This is a genomic window from Streptomyces sp. NPDC048523, from assembly GCF_043199815.1.
In the GTDB taxonomy this organism is placed as follows: domain Bacteria; phylum Actinomycetota; class Actinomycetes; order Streptomycetales; family Streptomycetaceae; genus Streptomyces.
Genome location: NZ_JBICWQ010000005.1, coordinates 518068 through 544507, shown reverse-complemented (window position 1 = coordinate 544507; position 26440 = coordinate 518068). Strand labels below are relative to the sequence as shown.

The 26440-nt window shown below is 71.8% G+C and carries 27 protein-coding genes and 1 pseudogene; 5 read left to right on the top strand and 23 right to left on the bottom strand.

Annotation, left to right across the window (positions count from 1 at the left end; genetic code table 11):
• Positions 1–2: 2 nt before the first annotated feature.
• The 5 genes from ACGFWE_RS28115 to ACGFWE_RS28095 all read right to left on the bottom strand — a co-directional run bounded on the left by ACGFWE_RS28115 (position 3) and on the right by ACGFWE_RS28095 (position 3096).
• Positions 3–233, bottom strand: coding sequence for a hypothetical protein (locus ACGFWE_RS28115; protein ID WP_352387656.1), 231 nt, complete (start codon positions 231–233; stop codon positions 3–5).
• A gap of 33 nt (positions 234–266) precedes the next feature.
• A complete protein-coding gene (locus ACGFWE_RS28110; protein ID WP_352387654.1) occupies positions 267–719 on the bottom strand; it encodes a DUF5707 domain-containing protein in 453 nt (150 codons plus the stop codon).
• Positions 720–853: 134 nt separating this feature from the next.
• Entirely contained in the window at positions 854–2068 is a 1215-nt protein-coding gene (locus ACGFWE_RS28105; protein WP_393602551.1) for a cytochrome P450, read from the bottom strand.
• A gap of 9 nt (positions 2069–2077) precedes the next feature.
• The gene (locus ACGFWE_RS28100) at positions 2078–2278 is read right to left on the bottom strand and encodes a DUF397 domain-containing protein (protein ID WP_352387650.1); all 201 of its coding nucleotides are present in this window, start codon (positions 2276–2278) and stop codon (positions 2078–2080) included.
• On the bottom strand, positions 2278–3096 hold the full coding sequence (locus ACGFWE_RS28095) for a helix-turn-helix domain-containing protein (protein ID WP_393602549.1): 819 nt from the start codon (positions 3094–3096) through the stop codon (positions 2278–2280). Before ACGFWE_RS28095 ends, ACGFWE_RS28100 begins: the two co-directional genes overlap by 1 nt.
• Before the next feature lie 259 nt (positions 3097–3355).
• On the opposite strand from ACGFWE_RS28095, the pseudogene ACGFWE_RS28090 reads away from it, so the two are divergent.
• The 3 genes and pseudogenes from ACGFWE_RS28090 (at position 3356) to ACGFWE_RS28080 (ending at position 4428) form a co-directional block, all read left to right on the top strand.
• Positions 3356–3734, top strand: a pseudogene (locus tag ACGFWE_RS28090) (ATP-binding protein).
• Between the two features lie 137 nt (positions 3735–3871).
• Positions 3872–4117: a hypothetical protein gene (locus tag ACGFWE_RS28085; protein WP_352387646.1), complete on the top strand. Its 246-nt coding sequence runs from the start codon at positions 3872–3874 to the stop codon at positions 4115–4117.
• Positions 4114–4428: a hypothetical protein gene (locus ACGFWE_RS28080; protein ID WP_393602547.1), complete on the top strand. Its 315-nt coding sequence runs from the start codon at positions 4114–4116 to the stop codon at positions 4426–4428. The genes ACGFWE_RS28085 and ACGFWE_RS28080 overlap by 4 nt, the downstream gene beginning before the upstream one ends.
• Positions 4429–4451: 23 nt before the next feature.
• On the opposite strand, the gene ACGFWE_RS28075 is transcribed toward ACGFWE_RS28080, so the two are convergent.
• From ACGFWE_RS28075 to ACGFWE_RS27990, 18 genes are all read right to left on the bottom strand, one after another.
• Positions 4452–5117 (bottom strand): response regulator, encoded by a 666-nt coding sequence (locus tag ACGFWE_RS28075; protein ID WP_393602545.1) that lies wholly within the window; start codon positions 5115–5117, stop codon positions 4452–4454.
• Entirely contained in the window at positions 5114–6496 is a 1383-nt protein-coding gene (locus tag ACGFWE_RS28070; RefSeq protein ID WP_393602543.1) for a sensor histidine kinase, read from the bottom strand. Before ACGFWE_RS28070 ends, ACGFWE_RS28075 begins: the two co-directional genes overlap by 4 nt.
• 98 nt (positions 6497–6594) lie before the next feature.
• Entirely contained in the window at positions 6595–7278 is a 684-nt protein-coding gene (locus tag ACGFWE_RS28065; RefSeq protein ID WP_352387638.1) for a response regulator transcription factor, read from the bottom strand.
• Entirely contained in the window at positions 7275–8642 is a 1368-nt protein-coding gene (locus ACGFWE_RS28060; protein WP_393602541.1) for a sensor histidine kinase, read from the bottom strand. The genes ACGFWE_RS28065 and ACGFWE_RS28060 overlap by 4 nt, the downstream gene beginning before the upstream one ends.
• Positions 8635–9855 carry an acyltransferase gene (locus tag ACGFWE_RS28055; protein ID WP_393602795.1) on the bottom strand — a complete coding sequence of 407 codons (1221 nt, stop codon included), beginning with the start codon at positions 9853–9855 and terminating at the stop codon, positions 8635–8637. Before ACGFWE_RS28055 ends, ACGFWE_RS28060 begins: the two co-directional genes overlap by 8 nt.
• Positions 9856–9910: 55 nt before the next feature.
• Positions 9911–10939 (bottom strand): alpha/beta hydrolase, encoded by a 1029-nt coding sequence (locus ACGFWE_RS28050; protein WP_393602539.1) that lies wholly within the window; start codon positions 10937–10939, stop codon positions 9911–9913.
• Between the two features lie 190 nt (positions 10940–11129).
• Entirely contained in the window at positions 11130–12056 is a 927-nt protein-coding gene (locus ACGFWE_RS28045; RefSeq protein ID WP_393602537.1) for an alpha/beta hydrolase, read from the bottom strand.
• Between the two features lie 169 nt (positions 12057–12225).
• Positions 12226–13434, bottom strand: coding sequence for a kynureninase (kynU, locus tag ACGFWE_RS28040; protein ID WP_393602535.1), 1209 nt, complete (start codon positions 13432–13434; stop codon positions 12226–12228).
• Complete coding sequence (locus ACGFWE_RS28035; protein ID WP_393602533.1) at positions 13427–14269, bottom strand: tryptophan 2,3-dioxygenase family protein; 843 nt, start codon at positions 14267–14269, stop codon at positions 13427–13429. The genes kynU and ACGFWE_RS28035 overlap by 8 nt, the downstream gene beginning before the upstream one ends.
• A 146-nt stretch (positions 14270–14415) precedes the next feature.
• Positions 14416–14829 carry a DUF3151 domain-containing protein gene (locus ACGFWE_RS28030; RefSeq protein ID WP_352387627.1) on the bottom strand — a complete coding sequence of 138 codons (414 nt, stop codon included), beginning with the start codon at positions 14827–14829 and terminating at the stop codon, positions 14416–14418.
• A 69-nt stretch (positions 14830–14898) separates the two neighbouring features.
• Positions 14899–16368 (bottom strand): MFS transporter, encoded by a 1470-nt coding sequence (locus tag ACGFWE_RS28025; RefSeq protein ID WP_393602531.1) that lies wholly within the window; start codon positions 16366–16368, stop codon positions 14899–14901.
• A 66-nt stretch (positions 16369–16434) separates the two neighbouring features.
• Complete coding sequence (gene fbaA, locus ACGFWE_RS28020) at positions 16435–17466, bottom strand: class II fructose-bisphosphate aldolase (RefSeq protein WP_352387623.1); 1032 nt, start codon at positions 17464–17466, stop codon at positions 16435–16437.
• 128 nt (positions 17467–17594) lie between these two features.
• Complete coding sequence (pyrE, locus tag ACGFWE_RS28015; protein ID WP_352387621.1) at positions 17595–18143, bottom strand: orotate phosphoribosyltransferase; 549 nt, start codon at positions 18141–18143, stop codon at positions 17595–17597.
• Positions 18144–18153: 10 nt separating this feature from the next.
• Entirely contained in the window at positions 18154–18945 is a 792-nt protein-coding gene (locus ACGFWE_RS28010; RefSeq protein WP_393602529.1) for an aldose 1-epimerase, read from the bottom strand.
• 13 nt (positions 18946–18958) lie between these two features.
• Positions 18959–19717, bottom strand: coding sequence for an SRPBCC domain-containing protein (locus tag ACGFWE_RS28005; RefSeq protein WP_393602527.1), 759 nt, complete (start codon positions 19715–19717; stop codon positions 18959–18961).
• 82 nt (positions 19718–19799) lie between these two features.
• Positions 19800–21440, bottom strand: a complete 1641-nt coding sequence (locus tag ACGFWE_RS28000; protein ID WP_393602525.1) for a polyamine aminopropyltransferase — start codon at positions 21438–21440, stop codon at positions 19800–19802.
• A gap of 109 nt (positions 21441–21549) precedes the next feature.
• Entirely contained in the window at positions 21550–22074 is a 525-nt protein-coding gene (locus tag ACGFWE_RS27995; RefSeq protein ID WP_352387614.1) for a DUF2617 family protein, read from the bottom strand.
• A gap of 400 nt (positions 22075–22474) precedes the next feature.
• Positions 22475–22759 (bottom strand): hypothetical protein, encoded by a 285-nt coding sequence (locus tag ACGFWE_RS27990; protein ID WP_393602523.1) that lies wholly within the window; start codon positions 22757–22759, stop codon positions 22475–22477.
• A gap of 130 nt (positions 22760–22889) precedes the next feature.
• On the opposite strand from ACGFWE_RS27990, the gene ACGFWE_RS27985 reads away from it, so the two are divergent.
• Entirely contained in the window at positions 22890–24083 is a 1194-nt protein-coding gene (locus ACGFWE_RS27985) for a pyridoxal phosphate-dependent aminotransferase (RefSeq protein WP_393602521.1), read from the top strand.
• A gap of 230 nt (positions 24084–24313) precedes the next feature.
• Positions 24314–26323: a hypothetical protein gene (locus tag ACGFWE_RS27980; RefSeq protein ID WP_352387608.1), complete on the top strand. Its 2010-nt coding sequence runs from the start codon at positions 24314–24316 to the stop codon at positions 26321–26323.
• Positions 26324–26440 lie beyond the last annotated feature (117 nt).

Below are 26440 nucleotides of genomic sequence, written 5' to 3'. Positions count from 1 at the left end.
CCTCACTCGATGTGGCCGGTGTCGGGGTCCACCTGTGCGAGGAAGTCCCGTACGGCCTCCTCCAGTTGCTCCGTGTCGGAGGGCACCGGTGGGTGGGTGCTGAACCCGAACCCGTACCCGGGGTCGGGCCCGGTCAGCCACGTGAAGTTGTAGGTGCCCGGCTTGCCGGCCGGACGGCTGACCTCGAACTCCTCGCCGTCCACCGACATCCGCCACGACTCGTCCGCCGCCATCAGCACCTGCTTCCCCGGATCCGTACGTTCGGCTCAGGCCACCTTGAAGTCGGCCGCCTTGGTGTCCAGAGTCGTGTCGCCGTCCTTGGCGGTGACCAGGACGGCCACGTGCCACTGGCCCTTCGGGGAGCCCTCGGCATCAGCGCGGGTGACGGCGACCTTGTAGGTGCACCGCTCGACGTCCCCGCCCGAGGGCTTGCAGACGGCGGACTCGACACCGGCCATGTCCTTGGCCGTCAGCCCCTTCTTCGCGAACTCCGAGTTCGCCGGCCAGGCCAGCACCTTCACGCTCTTGACATCGGAGGACGCCGTGACGTCGGTGGTGAAGGTCAACGAGCCGTCGCGGTCGGCGGCGGGAGCGGTGTAGCGGGCGGTGCTGTGGGCCAGCGACGGCGACTGGTCCCCGGCGTAGGCGAGGGCGAAGGCACCGGCACCTCCGAGGACGACGACACCGGCAGCGACGGAGACAACGATGCGACGTGACATGAGAATTTCTCCTGACAGGCTCAGTTGGATCCCACCGGCGCTCTCGTCGGCGCCGTGCACCCCATACTGGTCGCGCGGCGAGCGCCGGGTATGAGCACGCGTACTCAACTGCGGCCTGAGTAACGGCTGTTGCCTCAGCCGCGGGTACCGGCGTGGACGCTCAGTCCCTCCAGCCCCCGGATCACGAAGTTCGGCTTGCGCTGCGGCTCCGCGGCCAGGGTCAGCGCCGGGGCCTTCTCCAGCAGGGCCGTCATGGAGGCGGCCAGTTCGATACGGGCCAGGGGGGCGCCGATGCAGTAGTGGATCCCGGCGCTGAAGGAGATGTGCGGGTTGTCGGCGCGGGTGAGGTCGAGGCGTTCCGGGTCCGGGAAGGTGGCCGGGTCGTGGTTGGCGGAACCGAAGAGCAGGGCGATCTCGGCGCCCCTCGGGATGGTCGTCCCGTCGATCTCGATCTCGTCCAGGACCCAGCGTTCGAAGAGCTGGAGGGGGGTGTCGTAGCGCATGAGCTCTTCGACGGCCCGCGGGACGAGGGAGTGGTCCGCGCGCAGGGCGGCCAGCTGCTCCGGGTTCCGGAACAGGGCGTACCAGCCGTTGACCGTGGCGTTCACGGTGGCCTCGTGACCCGCGTTGAGCAGCAGGACACAGGTGGAGATCATCTCCTGCTCGGTGAGCCGGTCACCCTCGTCGTGCGCGGCGATGAGCCCCGAGATCAGGTCGTCCCCGGGCTCCTTGCGCCGCTCGGCGATCAGGTCGCGCAGGTAGTCGGAGAACTCGACCGACGCCCGTACCGCCCTCTCCGCAACGTCCTCCGGCGGGTTCAGCTCGTACATCCCGCAGATGTCCGCCGACCAGGGCCGCAGCGGCGCCCGGTCCGACTCCGGAATCCCCAGCATCTCGGCGATCACGGCGACGGGAAGCGGCTCGGCGACATCGGTCAGCAGATCACCGCCGCCCTCCGCGACGAGCCGGTCCACCAGCTCACCGGCCAGGTCGGTCACATACGGCCGCAGCTGCTCGACGGTACGCGGCGTGAACGCCTTCGACACCAGACGCCGGATCCGGGTGTGGTCCGGCGGCTCCAGGTCGAGCATCCCGTGGTCGTTGAGCGTGTGGAACGGCTCGTGCTCGGCAGGCGGCGCGCTCCGCCCGAAGTCCTCGTGCGTGAACCGGTGCTGATACGTCCGCCCGAGCCTGCGGTCCCTGAGCAGCGCGGAGACGTCCGCGTGGTGCGGGACGAGCCACTGGTTCGTCGGCTCGAAGTACTGCACCCGGCCCTTGGCGCGGAGCTCTGCGTAAGCGGGGTACGGGTCGGCGAGAAACGCCGGGTCCCAGGGATCGAAGGCGGTCATACGGGGACGCTAGCCCGGGAGACGGCCTTCTGACCAGGGGTGTTCTTTCAGGTGGTCGATGAGGGCAGTGAAGGCGGGGGCGGGAAAGGAGAGGGTGGCTCGGGCGGGGGCCTTGGAGTCACGGACGGCTATGCGGGAGCGCAGTTCGGCGATCTCGACGCAGGTGTCGCCCTCGCCGCCATCGGAGTACGTGGACTTACGCCAGTTCATCAGAGTTCCTTCGCCATGCGGTGGATGAAGTCGCGCGACGCGATCGGGTCCAGCGACGCGCTCTCGATCCTATGAATCAGCGCCCGCATTCGATCCAGCTGGATTTCGGCATCGATGAACGCGACGCCGGTGGGCGAGTCCCGCATGCCGGTGTCCAGCCGGGACACGGGACCTCCGGCATACATCATCGACGCCCCGGAACCGGCAAACCCGTCCTGATCAGTGGGGATGACGCGCACGGTGGCGCAGCCCCGCTCGACCATGGACAGGATCTGCCGGAGTTGGGCACGCGACGACTCACGGTCCGCGACTCGAAGACGTAGCGCCATCTCATGGACGATCGCCTGGTAAGGAGTGGGGTTGTCGCCCTCGATGACCGCACGGCGCCTCATCCGGTACTCCACCTTCACGTCTACCTGGCTGTCGGGCAGCCCGGGGTTCATGTAGGCGAATACCGCACGGGCGTAGTCCGGCGTCTGAAGCAGCCCGGGGACACGGGTGATGACGATGTCTCGCAGGTACGTCGCATGGTGCTCTGTCTCTGCCACATCCAGGTTCACCTGAGGCAGGACTTCCCGGTACTCCTCCCACCAGCCACGCGTGCGATCGGTCGCCATCGCCACCAGCGCCTCGACCAACGCATCGTCCATACAGGCGTAGTTGGAGGCGAGTCGACGTACGCGCTTGGCGCTCACGCCCACGGTGCCGGACTCGATCTGACTCATCTGGACGGGGTCGGCCTCCAGCAGCTCCGCAGCCTCCCGAGCCGTCAAACCCGTCGCCTCGCGCAGTTTTCGCAGCTCAGCACCCAGTCTCACACGCCGGGCCGTGAGATGCCTCTTCGGCGGCAACCGGCGCCTCCTCGCTCCAACTCCCCCGCGAACGTCCCTCGTTCGAGCGTCAGAATACGACAACGGCTTGCAGTTTCCTAAGCATAGGAAATACCGTCGGTGACGCGACGCACACGCTGCGGAATCCCGGGGTACCGGAAGCGCACCGCCCCGTCCTGCCATGACGGGCGCGACACTGCCACCACCCACTGACCGCAACCCCCCACCACCTGAACGGAGTTGCCGCATGCCCGAACCCTGGGAGTACGTGCTCCACATCCCCAACGACCCCCGAGCCGTCACCGTCAGCCGCCGCACCCTCCGCCTGATCCTGACCATGCACGGAGCTGCTCGCCACCGAACTGATCTCCAACGCCGTACTGCACACCAAGGGTCCCGCCGCCCTACGGGTGCGCTGGTCGCCGCCGGGAACCCTCCGCCTCGGCGCATGGGACGCGGACCCCGAGCCACCCGAGCCACCGGCATCCCTGAACCAGCTCACCGACGCCGAGAACGGCCGCGGCCTCGCCCTGGTCCGCGCCTGCGCCGACCTGTGGGGCTGGCAGCCCCTGTCCAGGAACGGCAACCGCGGCAAGTACGTGTGGTGCGAACTGGCCGCGGCGTGAGCCGGTCCCGACGAACGCGGTGCGCAAGCCGCAGCCGACGGCGGAATCGTCCGGGTACGGTGAGAGCGACACTGCGAAAGGGAGCCGACGCCATGACTACGCGACCGGCAGAGTCCGGCCAGCCCCACCTTCCCCCCATGCGCACCATCGGGGAGCTTCGTGCGGCCCTGACCATGGGCTATGGCTTTCCCGGGGACGCCGATGACTTCGAGGCCGAGCTGGCTCGTGAGATCAACCATGCCGATCCGGCTGATCTTTCCGGAGTCGTCCGCCTTGTCGAGGAGTTCCGTGGCCGGGTCGCAGCGCGCCAGGATCCCGACTTCGATCCGGCCGTCGCCGCAGCCGTCGCAGAAATCCGTGCCGAGCGGGGCAGCGATCGGTGAGCGACGACCAGCAGCCGGTCGTCGCGGAGATCACCCGTGAGGCACACACCCGCTGCCTCGCCATCGGCCGCGGGACACTCGAGGCCGTCGAGGCCCTGCGAGCCGAACTGGAGAAGAACCCGACACTCGGCCGGCGAGCACAAAGTGCCGTCGGAGGCATGAAGCTCTATACAACGCGCCTCGAAGGCACGGACGCCCGTCCCCCGCTCACGGTCACCTATGTCTACGACGCACCGCCTCCCGAGCCCGGCCTGATCCGCATCGCGCTCGTGTCACCCGTACGCTTCGCCGGAGGTGGCACCGAACTCTGACTCGGCGGTGACAGCCGACCTCGTCACCCCGGCGTCACCAGCCGCGCCTCGTATGCGAACACCGCCGCCTGGGTGCGGTCCCGCAGCCCCAGCTTCACCAGGATGCGGCTGACGTGGGTCTTGATCGTCGACTCGGCGACCATCAGGCGCTCGGCCATCTCCGAGTTCGACAGGCCCTGGGCGATGAGGATCAGGACCTCCGTCTCGCGGTCGGTGAGGTCGCCGTAGGCCGAGTGGGCCGAGGCCATGAGCCTCGGGGACTCGGAGAGTTTGGAGAACTCCGTGATCAGGCGTCTGGTGACGGAGGGGGCGAGGAGGGCCTCCCCGGAGGCCACCACCCTTACCCCTTCGGCGAGTTGACGGGCCGAGGCGTCCTTGAGGAGGAAGCCCGAGGCTCCCGCGCGCAGGGCCTGGTAGACGTACTCGTCGAGGTCGAAGGTCGTCAGGACCAGGACCTTCGCCGTGCCGTCCGCCGCGACGATCTCCCTGGTCGCCTCGATGCCGTTCAGCTCCGGCATCCGGATGTCCATCAGGACCACGTCGGGGGCGAGTTCACGGACCCGGTCCACCGCCTCGCGGCCGTTGACGGCCTCGCCGACCACCTCGATGCCCGGCATCGCGTTCAGGAGGACGGAGAAGCCCTCGCGGACCATCATCTGGTCGTCCGCGACCAGGACCCGGATCGTCATGCCTCACCCTCGTCCCTGAGCGGCACCGGCAGCGGCACCGGGAGGAACACCGCCACCTCGTACCCGCCCTCGTCCGTGGCGCCCGCCGTCATCTCACCGTTCAGCATGGAGACCCGCTCCCGCATGCCGGTGATGCCGTGGCCCGCGCCGGGCGAGGGCTTCAGCAGCGACAGCTCGGGCCGCGGGCCGTTGACTATGCGCAGGCCCAGGCCGCCCAGGACGTATCCGATCTCGACCCGTGCGCTCGCCCCGGGGGCGTGGCGCAGGGTGTTGCTCAGTGCCTCCTGCACGATCCGGTACGCCGACAGCTCGACGCCCTGCGGGAGTTCGCGCACCGCGCCGGTGACCGCCTTGTCGACGCTCAGGCCCGCCTCCCGCACGTTGCCGAGCAGGGCGTCCAGGTCGGCGAGGGTGGGCTGCGGGGCGTCCGGTGCCTCGTAGTCCTCGGCGCGGACCACTCCGAGGACCCGGCGCAGCTCGGTCAGGGCCGCCACCGCGTTCTCCCGGATCGTGGCGAACGCCTTCTCCAGCTCCGGGGGCGGGTTCTCCACCCGGTAGGGCGCGGCCTCCGCCTGGATGGCGACGACCGACATGTGGTGGGCGACCACATCGTGCAGCTCGCGGGCGATCGTCGTGCGCTCCTCCAGGAGCGTGCGGCGGGAGCGCTCGTGCGCGGTCACCGTCTGCTGGGCGGTCACCGTCTCCTGGGCGTCACGGCGTATGTGCCAGACGCTGACGGCGAGCAGGGACAGGGCGGAGACGAACAGCAGCTGCACCGTGTCGGAGCTGTTGTAGTGCCCGCCGCTGAAGGCTCCCTCCCACATCAGGCCGTAGACCCCGGTCAGCAGCCACATCCACGCCGCTGTGCGCGGCCTGGTGCGTATGGCCACCAGCGTGAGCACCATGAGGTGGCAGGCGAAGCTGCCGTCCAGCCAGGGCCACTCGTCCCAGGCGGTGAAAGCCACCGCGTAGGTGGCCGCGGTCGCGCCCATCGAGACCCAGAAGGCCAGGACCGGCCGCACCATGGTCAGCAGTACCGGGGCCAGGGCGAGCACGCCGACGAAGAGACCGGTGACCTCGCCGGTGTCACTGTTGGCCGAGCCGATGAGCATCGCGACCAGGCCGGCCGCGGTGATCAGCACGTGCGGTGTCCAGGCCGCGTACTCCCGCGCTCGGCCGGGCAACCTGCGGGAGAGCCCCCTGTCGACGCGCATCGGGGGCAGCGGGCGATAGGCGAGGGCATTGCTGATCAAGTCCTGCCGCAGGCCACGCAGGGCGTCCACGGCAGCCCTGAACTCCGGGCTGCGGGGCTGGTACGCGTCGAACTCGCCGCTGTCCCCGTGCGGGGGTGTCATGTATGTCTCGGTCGTCTCGGTCACAGTCAAAAAGGTAGGCGCGGGCGGCGGTCACCGTCGTCACCAACGAGACGGGTCCTTCGGCATCCCTCTCAGGTACTACGGGTACCGGAGGTCGCTGATCAGTAGCCCGACGGCCGCACCAGCCCCGACTCGTACGCGAACACCGCCGCCTGCGTACGGTCCCTCAGGCCCAGCTTCACCAGGATGCGCCCCACGTGGGTCTTCACCGTCTGCTCGGCCACGACCAGCCGCTCGGCGATCTCCGCGTTCGACAGGCCCTGCGCGATCAGGGCGAGGACCTCCGTCTCCCGCTCGGTCAGCTCGCCGACCCGCCTCTTGAGCGGGGCGCGGGGCCGGTTGTCGAGACGGGAGAACTCGGCGATCAGCCGCCGGGTGATGCCGGGCGCGAGCAGCGCGTCCCCGGCCGCCACCACCCGCACGGCCTCGGCGAGCTGCTCCGCGGAGGCGTCCTTCAGCAGGAACCCGGAGGCGCCGGCCCGCAACGCCTCGTAGACGTACTCGTCGAGGTCGAACGTGGTCAGCACCAGGACCCGGATCTCCGGGCGCTCCCCGGTGATGCGGCGGGTGGCCTCGATGCCGCCCAGCTCGGGCATGCGGATGTCCATCAGGACGACGTCCGGGACGAGTTCGTCGACCTTGGCGATCGCGTCCAGTCCGTCGACCGCCTGCCCGACCACCTCGATGCCGGGCTGGGCGCCCAGCAGCACGCCGAAGCCCTGCCGGACCATCTGCTGGTCGTCGGCGATGAGTACGCGGATGCTGCCGCTCGTGCCGCTCGTCATGCGGTGGTGTCCTTCGGGTCGGTGAGCTGGTCGGGCGCGGCCGGGGGTGCCGTCGGAAGATACGCGGCCACCTCGTAGCCGCCGTCAGGGCGGGGGCCGGCGCGCAGGGTGCCGCCGAGCATCGCGGCCCGCTCCCGCATGCCGAGCAGGCCGTGTCCCGCGCCCGGGGAGGACGGCACGCTGCGGGTGGGCCGTGAGTTGACGACCCGCACGTCCACCCCGTGCACGTAGTGGACGAGCGCGACGGAGGCGGTCGCGCCGGGCGCGTGGCGCAGGACGTTGCTCAGCGCCTCCTGCACGATCCGGTACGCCGACAGATCCACGCCGGGCGGCAGCGGCCGCCGGGCACCTCGCACATCGACCTCGACGGCCGTTCCGGCCGCCCGGGTGTTCTCCACGAGCGCGTCGAGCCGGTCGAGCGTGGGCTGCGGCGCGTGCGGGGCGGTGCCGGTGGCGGGGTCGGCGGCCTGCTCGGGCGTCTCGGGATGCTCGGCCCTCAGCACGCCGAGCACCCGGCGCAGTTCTGTCAGTGCCTCCAGCGCGTTCTGCCGGATGCCGTCGAGGTTCTCGCGGAGCTCTTCGGACGGGTTCTCGACGAGGTGCGGGGCGACCTGCGCCTGGATCGAGATGACGGACATGTGGTGGGCGACGACGTCGTGCAGCTCGCGCGCGATCCGGCTGCGCTCCTCCAGCAGGGTGCGACGGGCCCGCTCCTCGGCGGTGAGTGTGGTCTGCCTGCCGAGTTCCGCGCGGGCCTCGCGGCGGCCACGCAGAGCTGTGCCGAGCAGCACGACGACCACGATCAGTGAGATCGCGAGCACTCCGGTGGGCGAGTACTCCGCCTTGGAGTCCGCCAGTCCCTCCAGGAGCAGAGTGACCAGTACGGTCACGGTCAGCGCCTCCGCGGAGACGCGGGTGGGCACCCGCAGCGCGAGCAGCAGCATGACGAGCAACTGGGCGATGATCCCGGCCGCGGTCCAAGGCCAGGTGAACGAGTAGCCCGCCTCCATCCGGACGTACACCGCGACGGCGCCCACCACGGCAGCCACCGTCGACAGCCACCAGGCCGGAACCGGCCGCCACATCGCGAGGACCACCGCGCCACCCTGCCCGAGCGCGAGCAGGAAGGCGTACCTGGCGTCCAGATGCCCGCTGTCATTGAGCTGGGCCGCGCCGCCGAGTGTGATCCCGAACGCGGCCATGCACAGCACACCGTGCGGCAGCCACCGCAGCCAGACCGACGGCGGCAGCGGATCGGCCCGGAGCGTGCACAGGTCGGCGCGCAGCACCCGCAACCAGCGCTGCACCCGGCCCACGACCACCTGCCGGCCCCCCGTCTCCCTCACGCCGACCACCCTAGGCATGACGCGCCTCCTCCGTTGCCACCCGATCGGTACGGCGGTGGACCCGGATCACCCGTGACGGACGTCCCCCGCCCCGGCGCGGTCCCTGCTCCAGGGAGCGGAAGGCCGACCGGCACACCGCCAGGACGAGGACGAACACCGGGAGCCAGGCCAGCCGGGCCGCCACCCAGCCCAGTGAGTCGGGCACGGTGTGCAGACCGGGGAGCCTGCCGAGGACGAGGCCGGTGGCCGTGGTGGCCATCAGCGCCGTCTGGTGCCACAGGAAGATCGTCATGGCGGAGAGGTTGACGAACGCCACCGCCGCCCAGGCCACGGGGCGTGGCATACCGCCGCGCAACCGGTCGCGCAGCAGCAGGGCCAGACCGCACTGGGCCAGACCGAAGGTGACGGCGGCCAGCGTCGGCGGGTTCAGGTTGGAGGCCTGGGCGCCCGGCACGCCGACCATCGACGCCGGATACCCCGCCCACCCGACGAGCACCGCGGTCGCCACCGCACCGCCCCCGAACAGCACCCATCCCACGCGCCGTCCCTCCAGCTCGCCCCGCGTCCAGGCCGCGCCCAGGGTGTACGGCACCAGCCAGCCGGCCGCCAGGTTCACCCAGCCGAGCCAGTCGGGCCCACCCAGCCCGAAGCGCACGATGTCCACGTGCAGGACGATGGCCAGCGGCCACAGCGGGTGGAGCCGCAGCAGCAACGGAGTCACGGCCGTCAGCGCGCTGAAGACGAGCAGGAACCACATCGGGGACAGGGCGAGTCTGACCAGGGTGCGGACCGTCTCGAATTCGGCTCCCGTCAGCAGCAGGGCCGTCGCCGCCACCGTCCACAGGGCGAGGACCGCGGCCACCGGCTTGAACAGCCGCGACAGACGGCTCGTCAGCCACTGGCCGTACGTCGTCCCGCGGGCCCGTGCCGAGATGTAGCCGCGTGTCGCCACATGGCCGCCGACCAGGAAGAACACGGCCAGTGTCTGGAACGCCCAGGAGATCGGGGCCAGCCACGGCATGTGCTGCAGCGGGCTCGCGGTATGCAGGGCGCCCCCGTCGGCGACCAGGGCGGTCACCAGCCAGTGGCCGAGGACGACACCGAGGATCGCGAAGGCGCGCAGGGCGTCGACGGCACGGCCCCGCTCGGGAGGTGTCACCGCGTCGATCCGGTCGGCGGCCCGGCGTATGCCGTGAGCGCCCTGGCGTATGCCGTGAGCGCCCTGGCGTATGCCGTCAGCTCTGTGACGTATGCCGGCGCGTACGCCGTCCCCGGTGTGGTGGGTCTCAGGCACGGGTCACCTCCGTGGTGTCTCCGAGGACGATCCGGGCGAGGTTGGTCAGGGAGACCGAGCCCGGGCTGAAGTAGTCGCTGTGGCCGCCCTTTCCGGCGGCGAAGACGCGGGCGCCGAAGGCCGGGGAGACCGGGTCGGTGCCGAATCCGACGGTGACGCCGAAAAGATCGCTCCTGACGTGGGGGACCTCGCCGACCCAGTCGTCCTTGCCCCTGGCCGCCCAGACCCGGGCGGGGGTGTGCAGGGCCGAGGCGGTGCCGGTGCCCGTGCCGGGGCTGCCGATGAGAGCCAGGTCGTCGATGTCCAGGTGGGCGGCGGCCCTCGCGCAGACGACCGTGCCGTAGGAATGGCAGACGAGGGAGACGGTGGTGGCGCCGGCGAGGACACCCCGGAGCCGGCCTATGAACGCGCGCAGGTCGGGGGCCGCTTCGTCGGCCCTGCCGGTGGTCAGGACCGTGGTGCTGACGGTGTCCGGGGTGCGGTAGCCGAGCCAGGCGACCACCGCGGTCCGGGTGCCGTGCGGGGCGGTGCCGGTGAGCTGCCGCCGCAGGGACGCCGCCGTCGCCCGGAAGCGGTCGTAGGTGTCCAGGGAGGTGTCGGAGCCGGGGACCAGGACGGCCACATGGTCGGCGCGGGCCAGGTCGCCGAAGACCTCCGTCACCCTTCCGGGACCCCGGCCGTCGAAGGTGAGCAGGTGGCGGTTCGGGGCGGCCAACTCCCGGTCCGCCGCGGCACGGTGGCTGTCGCCGTGGGCCGCGGCCATGCGGGCGGCCTCGGCGGCGACGGCGCTGTTGGCGGCGTAGATCTCGTCGAGGTTGGCGGCGGTGGGCTTCGGGAGGGTTGCGGGGAGCGGGGCCGGGATCTCGGGGCGGGCGGCGGCGGAGAGAGGGACCACCACCGCGGCGGTGATGACGGTGGCGAGGAGGGCCCGGCGCCAACGAGGGGAGCGCCGGTCGTCTGCCCTGTCCTGCCGCGCGTCACGGCGGCGGCGCTCGCGCCGGCCCCTCCAGCTGCTCCCCACAGTCCTCGTCCCTTCCCCTGCGGACACGCCCGGCCATCGGGCTTGCCTGGAAGGGAAGTTACGGAGCCACGGCTGTCGTCCGCGTCACGCCAGGGAGCTCTTTGGCGCCGTAGCTCTCAGGTATTACGGGTATCACCGGGAGGGGCGGATAGCACCCAGGAGGGGCGGAAACGGCTGCCGGGGGCCGCCCTCACCACGCCAACTGCGCGATCTCCTCCGCCACCACCGCGCACGCGTCCGCCGCCGGGTCGATCAGCGGGAAGTGGCCGACGTCCTCCAGCAGCGTCAGGCCGACCACCTCGCCCGCCTTGGCCGCCGCGTCCGCGTACGCCTCGGCGACCGCCTGCGGGACGACCGTGTCGCTGCGGCCCTGGACGAGGGTCGTCGCGATGCCGGTGGGCAGCAGCAGAGCCGGGTCGGCGTAGGGCACGCGCGCGCTGAACTCCTCCTCGCCGCCCAGGAGTTGACGGCACGCCCCGCCGCACACGTCCAGCTTGTCGGCGACCGTGAAGTCGGCGATCGGGGCGAGGGCGACGACCCCGCGCAGGGGCGCCGGCCGGTCGATGCGCCAGGCGGCGTCGGCCGGCAGGAGGTGCCGGGCCGCGGCCCACAGCGCGAGGTGGCCGCCCGCGGAGTGACCGGTGACCACCATGCGGCGCGGGTCGGCCTGCGGGAGGAACTCCCGCACGAACCCGGGAAGCGCGTCCATCGCGGCGGCCACGTCGTCGAAGGTCTCGGGCCAGCGCCCGGCGACGGGGCCGCCGTCACCAGCGCCGACGGCAGCGTCCTGCGCCGGAAGGGAGACACCGCCCCGCCGGTACTCCACATTGGCCACCGCGAACCCCCGCCGGGCCAGGAAGTCCGCGAACGGCGTCACATGCCGCCGGTCGTACGGCGCCCGCCACGCCCCGCCGTGCAGGACGACCACCAGGGGCGCGAGACCGCCCCCGGGGGACACCGCCGCGCGCGGGGTGTAGAAGTCGATCACCTGGTCGGGGTCGTCGCCGTACGCCGCGGTGGCGTCGGGGTCGACCGCCGGGTGCGAGAAGGCCGACTCCTCCTCGGCCACGGCACGGGCTTCGGCCACGGCACGGGCTTCTGCGGCGTCGTCCGGCATGCTCCAACCTCTCAGCGCTGAAACGGATCTGACGGACCGTGAAGCATCCGGGAGGAGAATCCGGCCGTTGGCCGGGACGCTATCAGGCCGATGACGTGCCCGGACGCGGCGGTGGCGGCGACGAAGGCCGGGGTGTACGTCACCCCGGCCCGGCACCACGACACACCTGTCAGCGGACGAGCGTCTCCCCCAGCACCCGAGCCAGCACCCGCGCCGCCCGCTCCACGTCCGCGAACCCGACGTACAACGGCGTGAAGCCGAACCGCAGCACGTCCGGGTGCCGGAAGTCGCCCACCACACCCCGCTCGACGAGCCGCTTCATCACCTCGCCCGCGTCCGCGCAGCGCAGCGCGACCTGGCTGCCCCGCTGCCCGTGGGCCAGCGGGGTCACGCACTCGACGCGGCCCTCGTCGACGTACGACGAGACGCACTCCAGGAAGAAGTCCGTCAGGGCGAGGGACTTGGCGCGCACCGACTCGACCGGGACCCCGTCCCAGACCTCCAGCGCCGCCTCCAGGGCGAGCATGGAGAGGATGTCGGGGGTGCCGACCCGGCCCCGCAGCGCGCCCTCGGCGGGAGCGTAGGACGGGCTCATGCCGAAGGGGTCGGCGTGCGAGGTCCAGCCCGGCAGCGGGGAGTCGAAGCGGTCCTGGTGTTCGCGGCGCACATAGAGGTACGCCGGTGAACCGGGGCCGCCGTTCAGGTACTTGTAGGTGCAGCCGACGGCGAGGTCGACGCCGTGCGCGTCGAGACCGACCGGCAGGGCGCCCGCGCTGTGGCACAGGTCCCAGACGGCGATCGCGCCCGCCGCGTGCACGGCGGCCGTGAGACCGGGCAGGTCGTGCAGGCGTCCGGTGCGGTAGTCGACGTGGTTGAGCAGGACGGCCGCCGTACGGCTGCTCAGCGCGCCCGGCACCTCCGCCGGGGTCACCGCCCGCAGGGTGCAGCCGGTCATCCGGGCGGCGGACTCGGCGATGTAGCCGTCCGTGGGGAAGGTGGTCGCGTCGACGACCACCTCGTCACGACCGGCAGCCGGACCGCCCGCGAGCCGCACCGCACCCACGAGTGCCTTGAAGACGTTGACACTGGTCGAGTCACCGACCACGATCTGCCCCGCCGCCGCCCCGACCAGCGGGGCGATCCGGTCACCGATCCGCTCGGGCGCGGTCCACCAGCCGCTCTCGTCCCAGGACCGGATCCGCAAGGACCCCCACTGGCGGCGTACGACATCCTCGACGCGCCCCGGGACGGCGGCCGGGAGCGCGCCCAGCGAGTTGCCGTCCAGGTACACCACCTCGTCGAGGACGAACTGCGCGCGCAGGCCAGCCAGTTCATCACCGGCGTCCAACTCCCGTGCTTTAAAAGCGAGTTCAGACATGAGACCGCGCCGTCCACAGCTCCGGGAACACGTTCTTCTGCGCGCGCTTCTCCAGCCAGGCCACCCCGGCGGAGCCACCCGTGCCGGTCTTGGAGCCCATCGCGCGACGGGTGGCGACGAGATGGTCGTTGCGCCAGCGCCACACCAGCTCGGCGACATCCGTCAACGCCTCGCCCAGGCGGGCGAGTTCGTCGTGCTCGGGGCCGGAGTAGAGGGCCGTCCAGGCGGCCTCGACCTCCTGCGACGGCTCGTACCGGCGCGAGACGTCCCGGTTCAGGACTGCGGAGGGGATCGCGTGCCCGCGCCGCGCGAGCAGCCGCAGCACCTCGTCGTACAGGCTCGGCTCGTGCAGCGCCTTCTCCAGCTCGGCGTAGACGCGGGGCGCGCCCCGGTGCGGGACGAGCATGGACGCGGACTTGTCGCCGAGCAGGAACTCCATGCGCCGGTACATCGCCGACTGGAAGCCGGAGCCCTCGCCGAGCGCCGAGCGGTAGGAGTTGAACTGCGCGGGCGTCAGCTGGCCGAGCGGCTTCCAGGAGGCGTTCAGCGCCTCCAGCTCACGGACGGATCGTTTCAGCGCGGCAACGGCCGTGGGCACGTCGTCGGCGCGCAGCGCGGCCGCCGCGGTCTCCCACTCGTGCACGATGACGGTGAACCACAGCTCCATGACCTGGGTCGTGACCAGGAAGACCATCTCTCCGGGATCGTCGGAGAGGGTGTGCTGGAGGTGGGTGAGCACGTCCGCCTTGACGTAGTCCTCGTACGGCGTCGTGCCTTGGAAGTCGAGATGCGGGGTCTCCGGCTCGTACGTTTCCTGAGCCTCGTGGGACGACATCGCTGTCTCCTGTGTACTCCGGGTAGCGGTCCGCCCTGCCGTTACCGACACGGGGCCCCGGTCCCCGCCGGGCATCCTCTTTCATGCTCCCCGGAAATGGCAAGGCCCGCCTGGTCACACAGGCGGGCCCGGAGAACGGTGACGGATCAGCCCAGCGTCTCGGCCGCCGTGAGCGAGGAGTCCTTCAGGAACTGCGTGCAGCGCTCGTACTCCTCCTGCTCGCCGATGGCACCCGCGGCACGGGCGAGGGCGTGCAGGGCGCGCAGGAAGCCGCGGTTCGGCTCGTGCTCCCAGGGCACCGGGCCGTGCCCCTTCCAGCCGCTGCGGCGCAGCGAGTCCAGGCCGCGGTGGTAGCCCGTACGGGCATAGGCGTACGACTCCACGACGCTGCCCCGGTCGAACGCCTCGTCGGCCAGCTGCGCCCAGGCCAGCGAGGAGGTCGGGTACTTCGCGGCGACGTCCGCGGGGGCGGTGCCGTTCGCCAGGAGCTCACGGGGCTCCGGGTCGTCGGGGAGGTGAGTCGGGGGCGGGCCCCCGAGAAGGTTCTCGTGAATGGACATGGGTCCAGTGTCCCTCGCCGGGGACGGCTTGCCCGCTACGGGTCCGTGGGGGGCGGTGGCGCAGACGGCCTACGCCAGTCGCCCGCGAGCCCGCTCCCCCTCCAGCGGCGGCGACAGCACGGCCCCGTACGTACGGCACTCCGGCCGACGACACCCCGGCGGCAGCGACCGTACCGTCGCGAAGGCCACCACAGACCCCACCACGAGCACCCCCGCGCACACCGTCATCGCCCGCTCGAACGCAGTGTCGAACGCCGTAGGCGACCGGTACGCCTCCTCCCCCATCCCCGTGACCAGCGGCAGTGCGGCCACCGCGATCAGGCCCGCCGCCCGGGCGGCCGCGTTGTTGATACCGCTGGCCAGCCCGGCCCGCGAGGCGTCCACCGAGCCCAGCACGGTCGCCGTCAACGGGGCGACCAGCGTGACCATGCCGGTGCCGAGGACCAGGAGGGCCGGGACCACATCCAGCAGGTACGACGCCCCCGGCCCGACCCGCAGCATCAGCAGCATCCCCGCCGCGCACAGCAGCGGGCCCACGGTGAGCGGGATGCGCGGCCCGATGCGGTCGGCCAGGGCGCCCGAGCGGGCGGAGAACAGCAGCATCAGGACGGTCGTCGGCAGCAGGGCCGTACCGGCCTGGAGGGCCGAGTAGCCGACCACCACCTGGAGCTGGACGGCGCCCAGGAAGAAGAACCCGCCGAAGGCCCCGTACACGCACAGGGTCACCAGGTTGACCGCGGTGAACTGCCGGGACGCGAAGATCCCGAGCGGCATCATCGGGTCGGAACGGCGCTTCTCGACGGCGACGAAGGCCACCCCCGCGGCCACGCCCGCGACCGCCGTGACGGCGACCAACACGGACCCGGAACGCGCCTCGATCAGCGCGTACGTCACCAACGCGAGCGCCAGCGCGCCCAGGACCGCGCCGAGCACGTCGAAGCGCCCGTGGTCGGACCGGCCGTCCGCGGACTCCGGCACGTGCCGTACGGCGATCGGCGCGCACAGCAGGGCCAGCGGGACGTTGAGCAGGAACACCCAGCGCCAGCCCGGCCCGTCCACCAGCCAGCCGCCCACGAAGGGACCGACGGCCGCCCCGACACCGCCGAACCCGGACCACAGGCCGACGGCCCGGCCCCGGTCGTCGGGGTGGAAGGAGGCCTGGATCAGCGCCAGCGACCCCGGTGTGAGCAGGGCGCCGCCCACCCCCTGGAGGGCCCGGGCGGCGACGAGGACGCCCACGTTCGGGGCGAGGCCGCACAGCAGGGAGGCGGCCGCGAACCACACCACCCCGACCACGAAGACCCTGCGGCGGCCGTACCGGTCCCCGAGGGAACCGCCGAGCAGGATCAGCCCGGCCAGCGTCAGCATGTACGCGTTGACCGTCCACTGGAGGGAGGCGAGGTCGGCGTCCAGGTCGCGGCCGATGGCCGGCAGGGCGACGTTGACGACGGTCGAGTCCAGCAGCGCCATGCTGGAGCCGAGGACGGTGGTGAGCAGGATCCACTTGCCTTGCGGCGAGGCCAGCCGGACGTCGGACATGACCCCAGGTATACAGCGAGCCCGGTGCCGTGGCACCGGGCTCACCGCAATCGGCCTCAGCGGGCCTTACTTGATCTTCGTGCCCGCCGAGCGCAGGTTCTGCGTCGCCTCGACGACACGGGCGGCCATCGACGCCTCGGCCAGCTTGCCCCAGGTCCGCGGGTCGTAGGTCTTCTTGGAGCCGACCTCGCCGTCGACCTTCAGGACGCCGTCGTAGTTGCGGAACATGTGGTCGGCGACCGGACGCGTGAAGGCGTACTGGGTGTCGGTGTCGATGTTCATCTTGACGACGCCGTTCTCCAGCGCGGTGCGGATCTCCTCCTCCGTGGAGCCGGAGCCGCCGTGGAAGACGAAGTCGAACGGCTGGGCGCCGGCCGGCTTGCCGAACTTGGCGGCCACGCCGTCGTTCAGCTCCTTCAGCAGGTCGGGGCGGAGCACGACGTTGCCCGGCTTGTACACGCCGTGGACGTTGCCGAAGGAGGCGGCCAGCAGGTAGCGGCCCTTCTCACCGAGACCGAGCGCCTCCGCGGTACGGATGGCGTCGTCGACCGTCGTGTAGAGGGAGTCGTTGATCTCGTGGGTGACGCCGTCCTCCTCGCCACCGGTCGGGGTGATCTCGACCTCGAGGATGATCTTCGCGGCGCGGGCGCGCTCCAGGAGCTCCTGGGCGATGGAGAGGTTGTCGGCGAGGGTCTCCGCCGAGCCGTCCCACATGTGCGACTGGAACAGCGGGTTGCCGCCGGCCTTGACGCGCTCCTCGGACACGGCGATCAGCGGGCGTACGTACCCGTCGAGCTTGTCCTTGGGGCAGTGGTCGGTGTGCAGCGCGACGGTGACCGGGTACTTCTCGGCGACGATGTGCGCGAACTCGGCGAGGGCCACGGAACCCGTGACCATCTCCTTGCTGTACTGGCCGCCCAGGAACTCGGCCCCGCCGGTCGAGATCTGGATGATGCCGTCGCTCTCGGCCTCCGCGAAGCCGCGCAGCGCAGCGTGCAGGGTCTGGGTCGAGGTCACGTTGATGGCCGGGTAGGCGAACCTGCCTGCCTTCGCCCGGTCGAGCATCTCGTTGTAGACCTCGGGAGTTGCGATCGGCATGTGTCCGCTCCTTGTATCTGCGGGTTGGCGTACTGCGTGCTTACGGCCCTGACCTAGACCTTGTGGGGGGGTTCGACGTCATCGTCGGCCCCATCCTTCCAGACTTGGCCGGATGGTCCATCCCGTGGTCAGGCCAGTCCCAGCTCGTCCTTCGAGTAGGCGAAGAGGTACGGCACTCCCGCGCCCTGCTCGATCTTCTCCGCGGCGCCCGTCGCCCGGTCCACGATCGTCGCGACCGCGACGACCTCCGCGCCCGCCTCGCGCACGGCCGCGACCGCCTCGAGCGGCGAGCCACCGGTGGTGGAGGTGTCCTCGACGACCACGACCCGGCGGCCCGCGATGTCGGGGCCCTCGACGCGCCGCTGCATACCGTGCGCCTTGGCCGCCTTGCGCACGACGAAGGCGTCCAGGCGCTTCCCGCGCGCGGCGGCCGCGTGCAGCATGGCGCCGGCGACCGGGTCGGCGCCCATGGTCAGGCCGCCGACCGCGTCGAACTCCAGGTCCGCGGTCAGGTCCAGGAGTACCTGTCCGACCAGCGGGGCCGCCTCGCCGTCGAGGGTGACGCGGCGCAGGTCGACGTAGTAGTCGGCCTCCAGGCCCGAGGACAGGGTCACCTTGCCGTGCACCACGGCCTTGTCGAGAATGTGCTGCTTCAGGGCGGCGCGTGCGTCAGTCATGCCTGTCAGCTTAGAGGCGGCGCCAGCTCCAGGTCGTGGAGGCCTCCAGCGGCTCCAGGGGTGTGACCAGGCGCGGCAGGGTGTTCAGGCCGTTGGGCGGCCCGGTCTGCGGCTCCACGCAGACGGCGGCCTCCTGCTCGTCGTAGACCACGACCCATTCCTCGCGGCTGGCGACCTTCAGCTCCAGCTGCCCGGGCCAGGTGAGCGTGACGTCGACGCCGCCGGGCATGCCGAAGCAGTCGTCCCAGGGGCCCGGCTTCGGCTCGACGCGGTTGCCGGTGGGCAGGTGGTCGTCGCCGCGCTCCTCCTGCCAGGCGGCGGTGAAGTCGAGCCGCACGGGCTCGCCGCCGTCGAGGGTGCGGTTGAACCAGGGGTGCCAGCCGATCTGGGCCGGGAAGGAGGAGTCGTACGTCTCCACGGACATCGTCAGGGTCAGGGCGTCCGGGGTGAGTGCCGCGATCTGGGTGACGCGGCCCGTATAGGGCCAGGGCTCGACGAGGTCGTACGTGAGGACCGCCTCGTCGGCGCTGCTGCGGGCGACGGTCCAGGCGCCGTCGCGGGCCGTGCCGTGGATGGCGTGCGGCGGGGAGTTGAGCGGCAGTTGGTGGACGTCGGCCCCGTCACGGAACCGTCCGTCCCGGGTGCGGCCGCACCAGGGGACCATCGGGAAACAGCCGAACCGCTCGCCCTGGCGCAGCAGTTGGACGCCTCCGACTCGAAGTCCCCCGACCCGTCCGCCGTTTCCCGGCTGCAAGGTCACTTCCGCGTCGCCCGCGGTCAGTGTGATGTCTTCTTGGCTCACGGGACGACCCTACTCAACGGCGTTTTCTCAGGGCCCTTCCCACCACGATCGCCGATGCCAGGGCCACCGCCGCCGCAGGGGCTGCCCAGCGCAGGGGCAGGCCCGAGGCGACCGTCTGGGGAGCGGGGACGGGGGCGTAGCGGCCTCTCGGGGGCGCGTGGTCGACCTCTTCCGCGCTGCGGCCGATCATCGTGCGGCGGGCGTGGGCGGCCTCGGCCGGGGGGTGGACGGGCTCCGTGAAGTCCTCGACGAGGGGGGCGGGGGGCTCTTCGGGGGTGTCCACGGCCTCCGGCGTCTCGGAAGGCTCCTCGGTTTCCACCGGCTCCGTCGGCTCCGCCCGCTCCGGTTCCTCCGTCGTCTCGCCCAGCGCCTCCGCGAAACGGTTCAGCAGGCGTACGACCGCGGATCCCACCGCGTCCTGGGGAAGTTCGGTGACGCGCCCGTCCGCCGTGGCCGTGCCGTCGAAGGTGAGGGTCGTGCCGCCGTCCGTGTCGCGCAGGCGCAGGGTGAGGGCGAGCTTGACCGAGCCGGTGCCGCGGGTCTCGCCGGCCTCGCCCTCGACGGCGTAGGAACCGTCGTCCCGGGCCGAGACGTGTGCCGTGCCCCGGTAGGTGATGGAGTGGCTGCCGACCCGCACCTTCAGGCGCCCGGTGACGGGGTCCGCGCCGGCGTCCTGCTGGAGCCCGGGGACCGCCCGGGCCACCCTGACGGGGTCCCCGAGGGTCTGCCTCAGCCGCTCGACCGGAACCGGAACGAACACCTCATGCTCCATGGTTGCCGAGCCTACCCAGGGGCGACGGTCCTGCACCCCCGTTGGTGGAAAGTGACAGCGCCGTTCCGTCCCGCGGCGCGGATCAGTAGCGCGGATGCACCAACGTGGACGCCCCGAGGCCCCGGACCCTGGTCGCCTGTGCCGCCCTCACCGCCGCCCGCAGGGACTCCTCCGTCAGGGTCGTCGGCCGGGGCCCCCCAGGGTCCAGGGCCAGTGCCGGGCGCGGTCCCCGCGACGCCAGCACGAAGCCCCAGTCGCGGGGGGCGCGGGACGCCCCGGCCGTGCGGCCTGGTCCCGCGGCGAAGCCGGAGTCGCGGCCGCCGACGCGGTAGGGCGTGGTGCGCAGGCCCGCCGCGCGCACGGTGGCCTCCACCGTCCAGAAGACACGGGGGCGGGAGGCGACCGGCCCGGCGTGCACGACGAGACGGCCGCGGGGGGCCAGGACGCGGCGGACGAGGCCGTAGAACTCCTCCGAGTACAGCTTGGCGCTCGCGGTGCCACCGGGGTCGGGCAGGTCGGCGATCACCACGTCGTACGACGCCACGGGCGCCGGCGTCCGCAGCCGGCGGAAGGCGTCCGCCGTGCTGACGTGGAGGCGCGCGTCGCCGTAGACGTGGCCGTTGAGCCGGGAGAGCGCCGGGTCGTGGCGGGCCAGGTCGACCACCGCGGGGTCCAGTGCCACGATGTCGACCCGCCGTACCCCGGAGTACCTGAGCACCTCGCGGGCGGCGAGCCCGTCGCCGCCGCCGAGGACGAGCACGCGCGCGTGGGGGCCGTCCATCGCGGGGTGGACGAGGGCCTCGTGGTAGCGGTCCTCGTCTCGGCCGCCGACCCTCAGACGGCCGTCGACGTAGAGGTCGAGGGGGCGGCCGTCGGTGCCGCCGGTGAGGGCGATCTCGCGGACGCCGGTCTGCAGGGCGACGCGCACGTCCGTGCCGTAGACCGCCTCCCGCGCGGCCCGCTCGAAGTCGTCGACGAGGACGGTGGCGGTGGCGAGGACGCAGAGCACGGCGAGGTTGGCGACCAGCAGCAGCCAGCGGGCCCGGCGGGTCAGGTCGCGGCGGAACAGGCCGAGGACCAGGGCGCCGCCCGCGACCGCGTTGACCGCGCCGGTGAGCATCGCGCCGGTCAACTGGCCCAGCAGGGGCAGCAGGAGGAACGGGAAGGCCAGGCCGCCGACCAGGGCGCCGACGTAGTCCGCGGCGAACAGGTCGGCCACCGCGCCGCCGGCGTCCTGGCGGCGGATGCGCTGGATCAGCTCCATCAGCAGGGGGACCTCGGCGCCGATGAGCAGCCCGATGGCCAGGGAGAACGCGACCAGGAGCCAGCGCGGGCCGCTCGCCCACAGCCCGCCCCAGTCACCGGTCCACGCGAACACGGCGTACAGCGCCATCGCGCTGCACCCGCCGACCAGTGCGAGCAGCGCCTCGATCGCGCCGAAGGCGGCCGCCGCGTTCCGGCGCAGCCGCTTGGCGAGCAGCGAACCGATGCCCATCGCGAAGACCATCACGGACAGCACCACGGAGGCCTGGGTGACCGAGTCACCGGTCAAGTACGAGGCGAGAGCGACCAGTTCGAGCTCGTACACCAGTCCGCAGGCCGCGCAGACGAAGACGCACGCGAGCACGAGGAACCGTCCGGTGCGCTGCCGGACCGGCAGCCGCGCGGGCCCGGCCCAGGAGGGCGGAGCGCCGGGCGGGGCGGGGGCGTGCGGCTCGATCACGGTGCGACGTTACGTCACGGCTCCGGCACGCTTCGTCACCCACACGTGTGGAACCGGGAGTGAACCGGGGAAACAGGGGTTTGTGTCGCTCAACCCGACGTCCCGTCCCTCAACCCGTCGTCCCCACCGGGACCCTGACCCCGACGCGGGTCCGCGTGGCCACCAACTGCCCGTCCTGCGGATACGCGTGCCAGGTCCGCCAGTGCACCTGCCCCTCGTACCGCTGGGCCAGCAGCGCGGTGAACGCGTGCGGGCTGCCGGGAAAGACGCCGGCGAGGCCGTGCGGATGGTCGGACACCAGCGCGAGCAACTCCTGTGCCCGGCCCGCGAACTCGCCCGGTGACAGGGCCTCCACGCGCGCGGCGAACTCGTACTCCCAGTTCCCCACCCGCTTGGCCACGCCCAGCGGCAGCGGCGTACTGCTTCCGGCGATGCATGCCACCGTCTCCGAGCAGGTGCCCCGGTCCTCCTCCAGGAGCACTTGGTGGGACGCGCCGAGGAGTCTCAACTGCAGCTTTGCACCGCCGATTTCGAGGTCGAGCTCGGCGAGGGCGGGCAGCGGCTCCCGCCCCAGGGCCCAGGCGAGATCGGCCGCGCGCGTGTCGGTGTACGAGGTGTTCAGGGTCGTGAGCATGGATCGGCTCCGCTAGCACGCAAAGAAAGGGTGGTGTGGGGTACCGGCGCACCCGGGCGACTGTGGGGGGATCGGCCCGGTCAGCCCAGTCGGGAGGTCAGGACGTGTCCGCAGGACGTCCGAGGGGCTGCGTTGGTGGTTTAGAGGGAATCATGAACGGCGGTGCCGTCACAGGGTTTTTACCCAACTTCGGGGGGTTTCCATCCCTGCGTGGGCTCCCCAGCTCATCTGTTCAACCACGGCGCGCGCCACGGCGGCCAGAGCGTGCGCCGGGGCACCGGAGTGAAGAAACGACAAGCGGGGGCGTGCGGCCCGACCCAGGTCCGGCTGCACGCCCCCGCGTTCCCCCGCTCCCCCGGTTTCGGATGCGGTTCCCCCTGCGGAGCTCAGCTGCCCCGTGTCAGCTGCCTCCCCCGCATCCGCCCCCGCCGCCGCCGCAGGACGACCCGCCACCACAGGACGACCCGCCGCCGCAGGAGTGACCGCCGTGGTGGCCGCCGCCACCGGAGTCCGATCCGCCGCCGTCTCCCCCGGCCCACCAGCTGCCGCCGGCCGCGCCCGCACTGCCGCCGCCGCCGCTGTGGGCCCGCATACGCCGACGCGTCGAGCCGTTCCGGAACACCGTGGCCACCACTCCCACGAGGCACAGGACCAGGAACACCACCAGGATGAAGCCGATGACCATGGCTCACCCTCCTTCCGTTACCCCCTCGAAGCGACCCCCCGTGGGCGCCTCGCCGGTTGCGTGAGCTGGAGATGCCCTTCTGTCTCACGGGCCAAAGCAGAGTTGAGGAACTCCAGAGCTTGGGCGCAGGATGACCGGCATGACTTCCAGCGCACGCCCCCTGCTCAACCGCCGTCTCGCCGAGTTCGGGACGACGATCTTCGCCGAGATGTCCGCCCTGGCTCTGCGGACCGGCTCGATCAACCTGGGGCAGGGCTTCCCCGACACGGACGGCCCCGAGGAGGTCAGGGAGGCGGCCGTGCGGGCGCTGCGCGACGGACGCGGCAACCAGTACCCGCCCGGCCCGGGCGTGCCGGAGCTGCGCACGGCGGTCGCCGCGCACCAGGAGCGCCGCTACGGCCTGTCCTACGACCCCGACACCGAGGTCCTGGTCACCGCCGGCGCCACGGAGGCCATCGCCGCCGCACTGCTCGCGCTGGTGGAGCCGGGTGACGAGGTCGTCGCGTTCGAGCCGTACTACGACTCCTACGCGGCCTGCATCGCGATGGCGGGCGGGACCAGGGTCCCGGTCACTCTGCGCCCGCACGACGGCAGCTTCCGCCTGGACCTCGACGAACTGCGCGCCGCGGTCACCGACCGGACCCGCCTGCTCCTCATCAACACCCCGCACAACCCCACCGGCACGGTCCTCACCCGCGAGGAGCTGACGGCGATCGCCGAGCTGGCCGTGGAGCGGGACCTGCTGGTGGTCACGGACGAGGTGTACGAGCACCTGGTGTTCGACGACGCCGAGCACATCCCCCTCGCGACCTTCCCGGGGATGCGGGAGCGCACGGTCTCCATCGGCTCCGCCGGCAAGACCTTCTCCTTCACCGGCTGGAAGGTCGGCTGGATCACGGCGGCGCCCGGCCTGGTCTCGGCGGTCCGCTCGGCGAAACAGTTCCTGACGTACGTCTCCTCCGGCCCCTTCCAGTACGCGGTCGCCGAGGCCCTCGCCCTCCCCGACAGCTATTTCACCGCCTTCCGCGAGGACATGCTGGCCAAGCGGGACCTGCTGGCGGCGGGCCTCGCGGACGCGGGCTTCAAGGTCTTCAAGCCGGCCGGCACGTACTTCGTCACCACCGACATCCGCCCCCTCGGCGAGAGCGACGGCTTCGCCTTCTGCCGCGCCCTGCCCGAGCGCGCGGGCGTCGTCGCCATCCCGAACGCGGTCTTCTACGACCACCGCGAGGAGGGCGCACCGTTCGTACGGTTCGCGTTCTGCAAGCGCACGGAGGTCCTGACGGACGCGGCGGAACGGCTGCGCAAGGCCTTCGCCCGCTGACCGCTTCTCCACCAGGAACGTGACCGTCCCAAGCGTCGCTGCACCCACGAGGCCATTGACACGTGACTCGGAGTTCATCCAAGATCTCCACGCTGCCGCGACACTGGTCAACCACTGCGCTCCGCCTCTCGTTTCCGGGTCCGCCACGGAACCGGACCCTGAGCGGAGGCAGCGTGCGGACCGCACCCGGCGCCTCCGCCGAGCCGCTGAGCAGGCCCCGGAGGAGAGACGTGAACATATCCCGATCTGTCAGATCGCTCGCCGTTGTCGCGAGTGCCGCTGTGCTGTGCGCCGTAGCACCGGCGCCGGCCGCTGTCGCGGATGACATCGGTGCCCCGATCACGTTCGACGGCGTTTCCTCGGATGCCGGAGGCGACGGCTCGGTCAGTGCCGGGCAGACGATCGCCGGCACGACGGATGTCACCTTCACCGTGCACGGGGACCCGGACGACGAGCCGACCGAGGCCGTGGTCAGCATCACCGGCAGCACCGTGTACCAGGGCACCGGCACGGTCGAGCAGACCTTCAGCCTGAGCCCGGGAGACTGCCTGCCCTCCTGCACTCTGCACGCGTCCCTGGACACCGCCGCCACCCAGCAGTTCGGAGGCTCCGCGAACGGAGTGGCCGCGCCGCTGGTGGCCGACGGCGCGAACTCCATCGACGTCGAGGTGGACAGTCCCCGCCCGCGGACCGTCACAGCCCACACCACCGTCACCGTCGACAATGGGCGGCCGGTCGTCACCCTGCCCGATCTTCCGGGCGACGCCGCCTGGACCTCCCACCAGCCCGTGGGCCTGTCCGCGGACGGCGAGCTGTCGCTGCGCGCCACCGCGACCGGCGACAACGGAGTCTCGCGCGTCCGGTACTTCAGCTCCGGCAGGGCCTGGCCCGCCCCTGTCGACCTGACCGCCGCCCCGGCAGACGGCGCGACGTGGACCACCACACTGGACACGAGTGCGGTCCCAGCAGGCCTGTACGCCGGAGACCTCTACGTCGTGGCCTACGACAAGGACGGCCGCGCGGGTTCCCCGGTCCGGGCCGTCACCCTGGTCGACCACGGCTTCACCATCACGCCGAAGCTCGACACCGTCATCCGCCCCTACGAGACGCCGGTGAGCGTGGACTACGCCTACCCGTCGGCACTCAACAAGACGTTCCCGTCCAACCTCAACTACGCCTACCCGGTCAGCACCACCGTGTCGCTCGACGGCAAGGCGCAGGCGACGACGCCGGTCGGCGCCTACACCTACGAGGGAAACACCGAGGGCTTCCTCGCTGACGTCGGCCAACTCCCTTACGGGGCCCACACGCTGACGTTCGACACGGTCGACGACCGCGGCGCCCACGGCCGGACGGACCTGCCGGTCAGGGTGGTGTCCGAGGTCACGCCGACCTGGACGGACGGCTTCCAGGACTTTCCCACAGCGGGCAGCAGCCGGACTTACGCCGCCACCACATCCGCCGCCGACGGCGTCAGCCGGGCCGAGCACTGGGCCCTCGACGTCGACGGCACGACGTTCGCCACCGGCAGCTATCCCGCGCAGCCCTCCGGCACCTGGAAGGCCACGACCACCGGGGTGCACGACGTCACGCTGACCATCGTCTCCCAGTACGGCGACACCACCGTCAGCAGCGCGCCGATCCGCGTCCTGGCCGCCACGACGACCCAGCTGACCGGCCCGGCCACCAGCGCCTACGGCCACAAGGCGACCTTCACGGCCACCGTGACCCGGACCGGCGCCAAGCCCGCGGCCGGCGCCAAGGTCGGTTTCCAGTACAAGCGGGCCGGAACCACCGCCTGGAAGACCCAGGCGACCGTCACCGCGGACAGCACGGGCAAGGCCTCCTACACCACGACCGCCAGGTCCAACGGCGCCTGGCGTGCCGTCACCGCGCCGAAGAACCTGACGTGGGCGCCCTCGACCAGCAAGCCCCTGACCTCGCGCGTCAGGGCCGTACTCACGGTCAACAGGCCGGCTGTCACCGCTGTCCATGGCAAGCCCGCGTCCTACACCGCCCTCAGCTCCCCCTACGTCAAGGGGACCGCGCTGCGCTTTCAGGCCCGCCAGAAGGACGGCACGTGGGTGACCCTCACCAGCGCCACCCTTTCCACCAGCGGCAGCGCCACCGCGAAGATCACCTTCTCGCACACGGGGACGTGGACGCTACGGGTCTACCGCCCGGGCACCACCGACCTGACGGACACGTACTCCTCGTCCTGGACGGTCAAGGTCAGCTGATCCTCGTTCTGCACGGCTGGAGAGGGACCACACGGAAAGAGGGGCGCCCGCCCACAGGCTGTGGGCGGAGGCCGTAGGGGGTGTCGAAGGCATCCCGGACAGTAGCGGCCGCCCCCC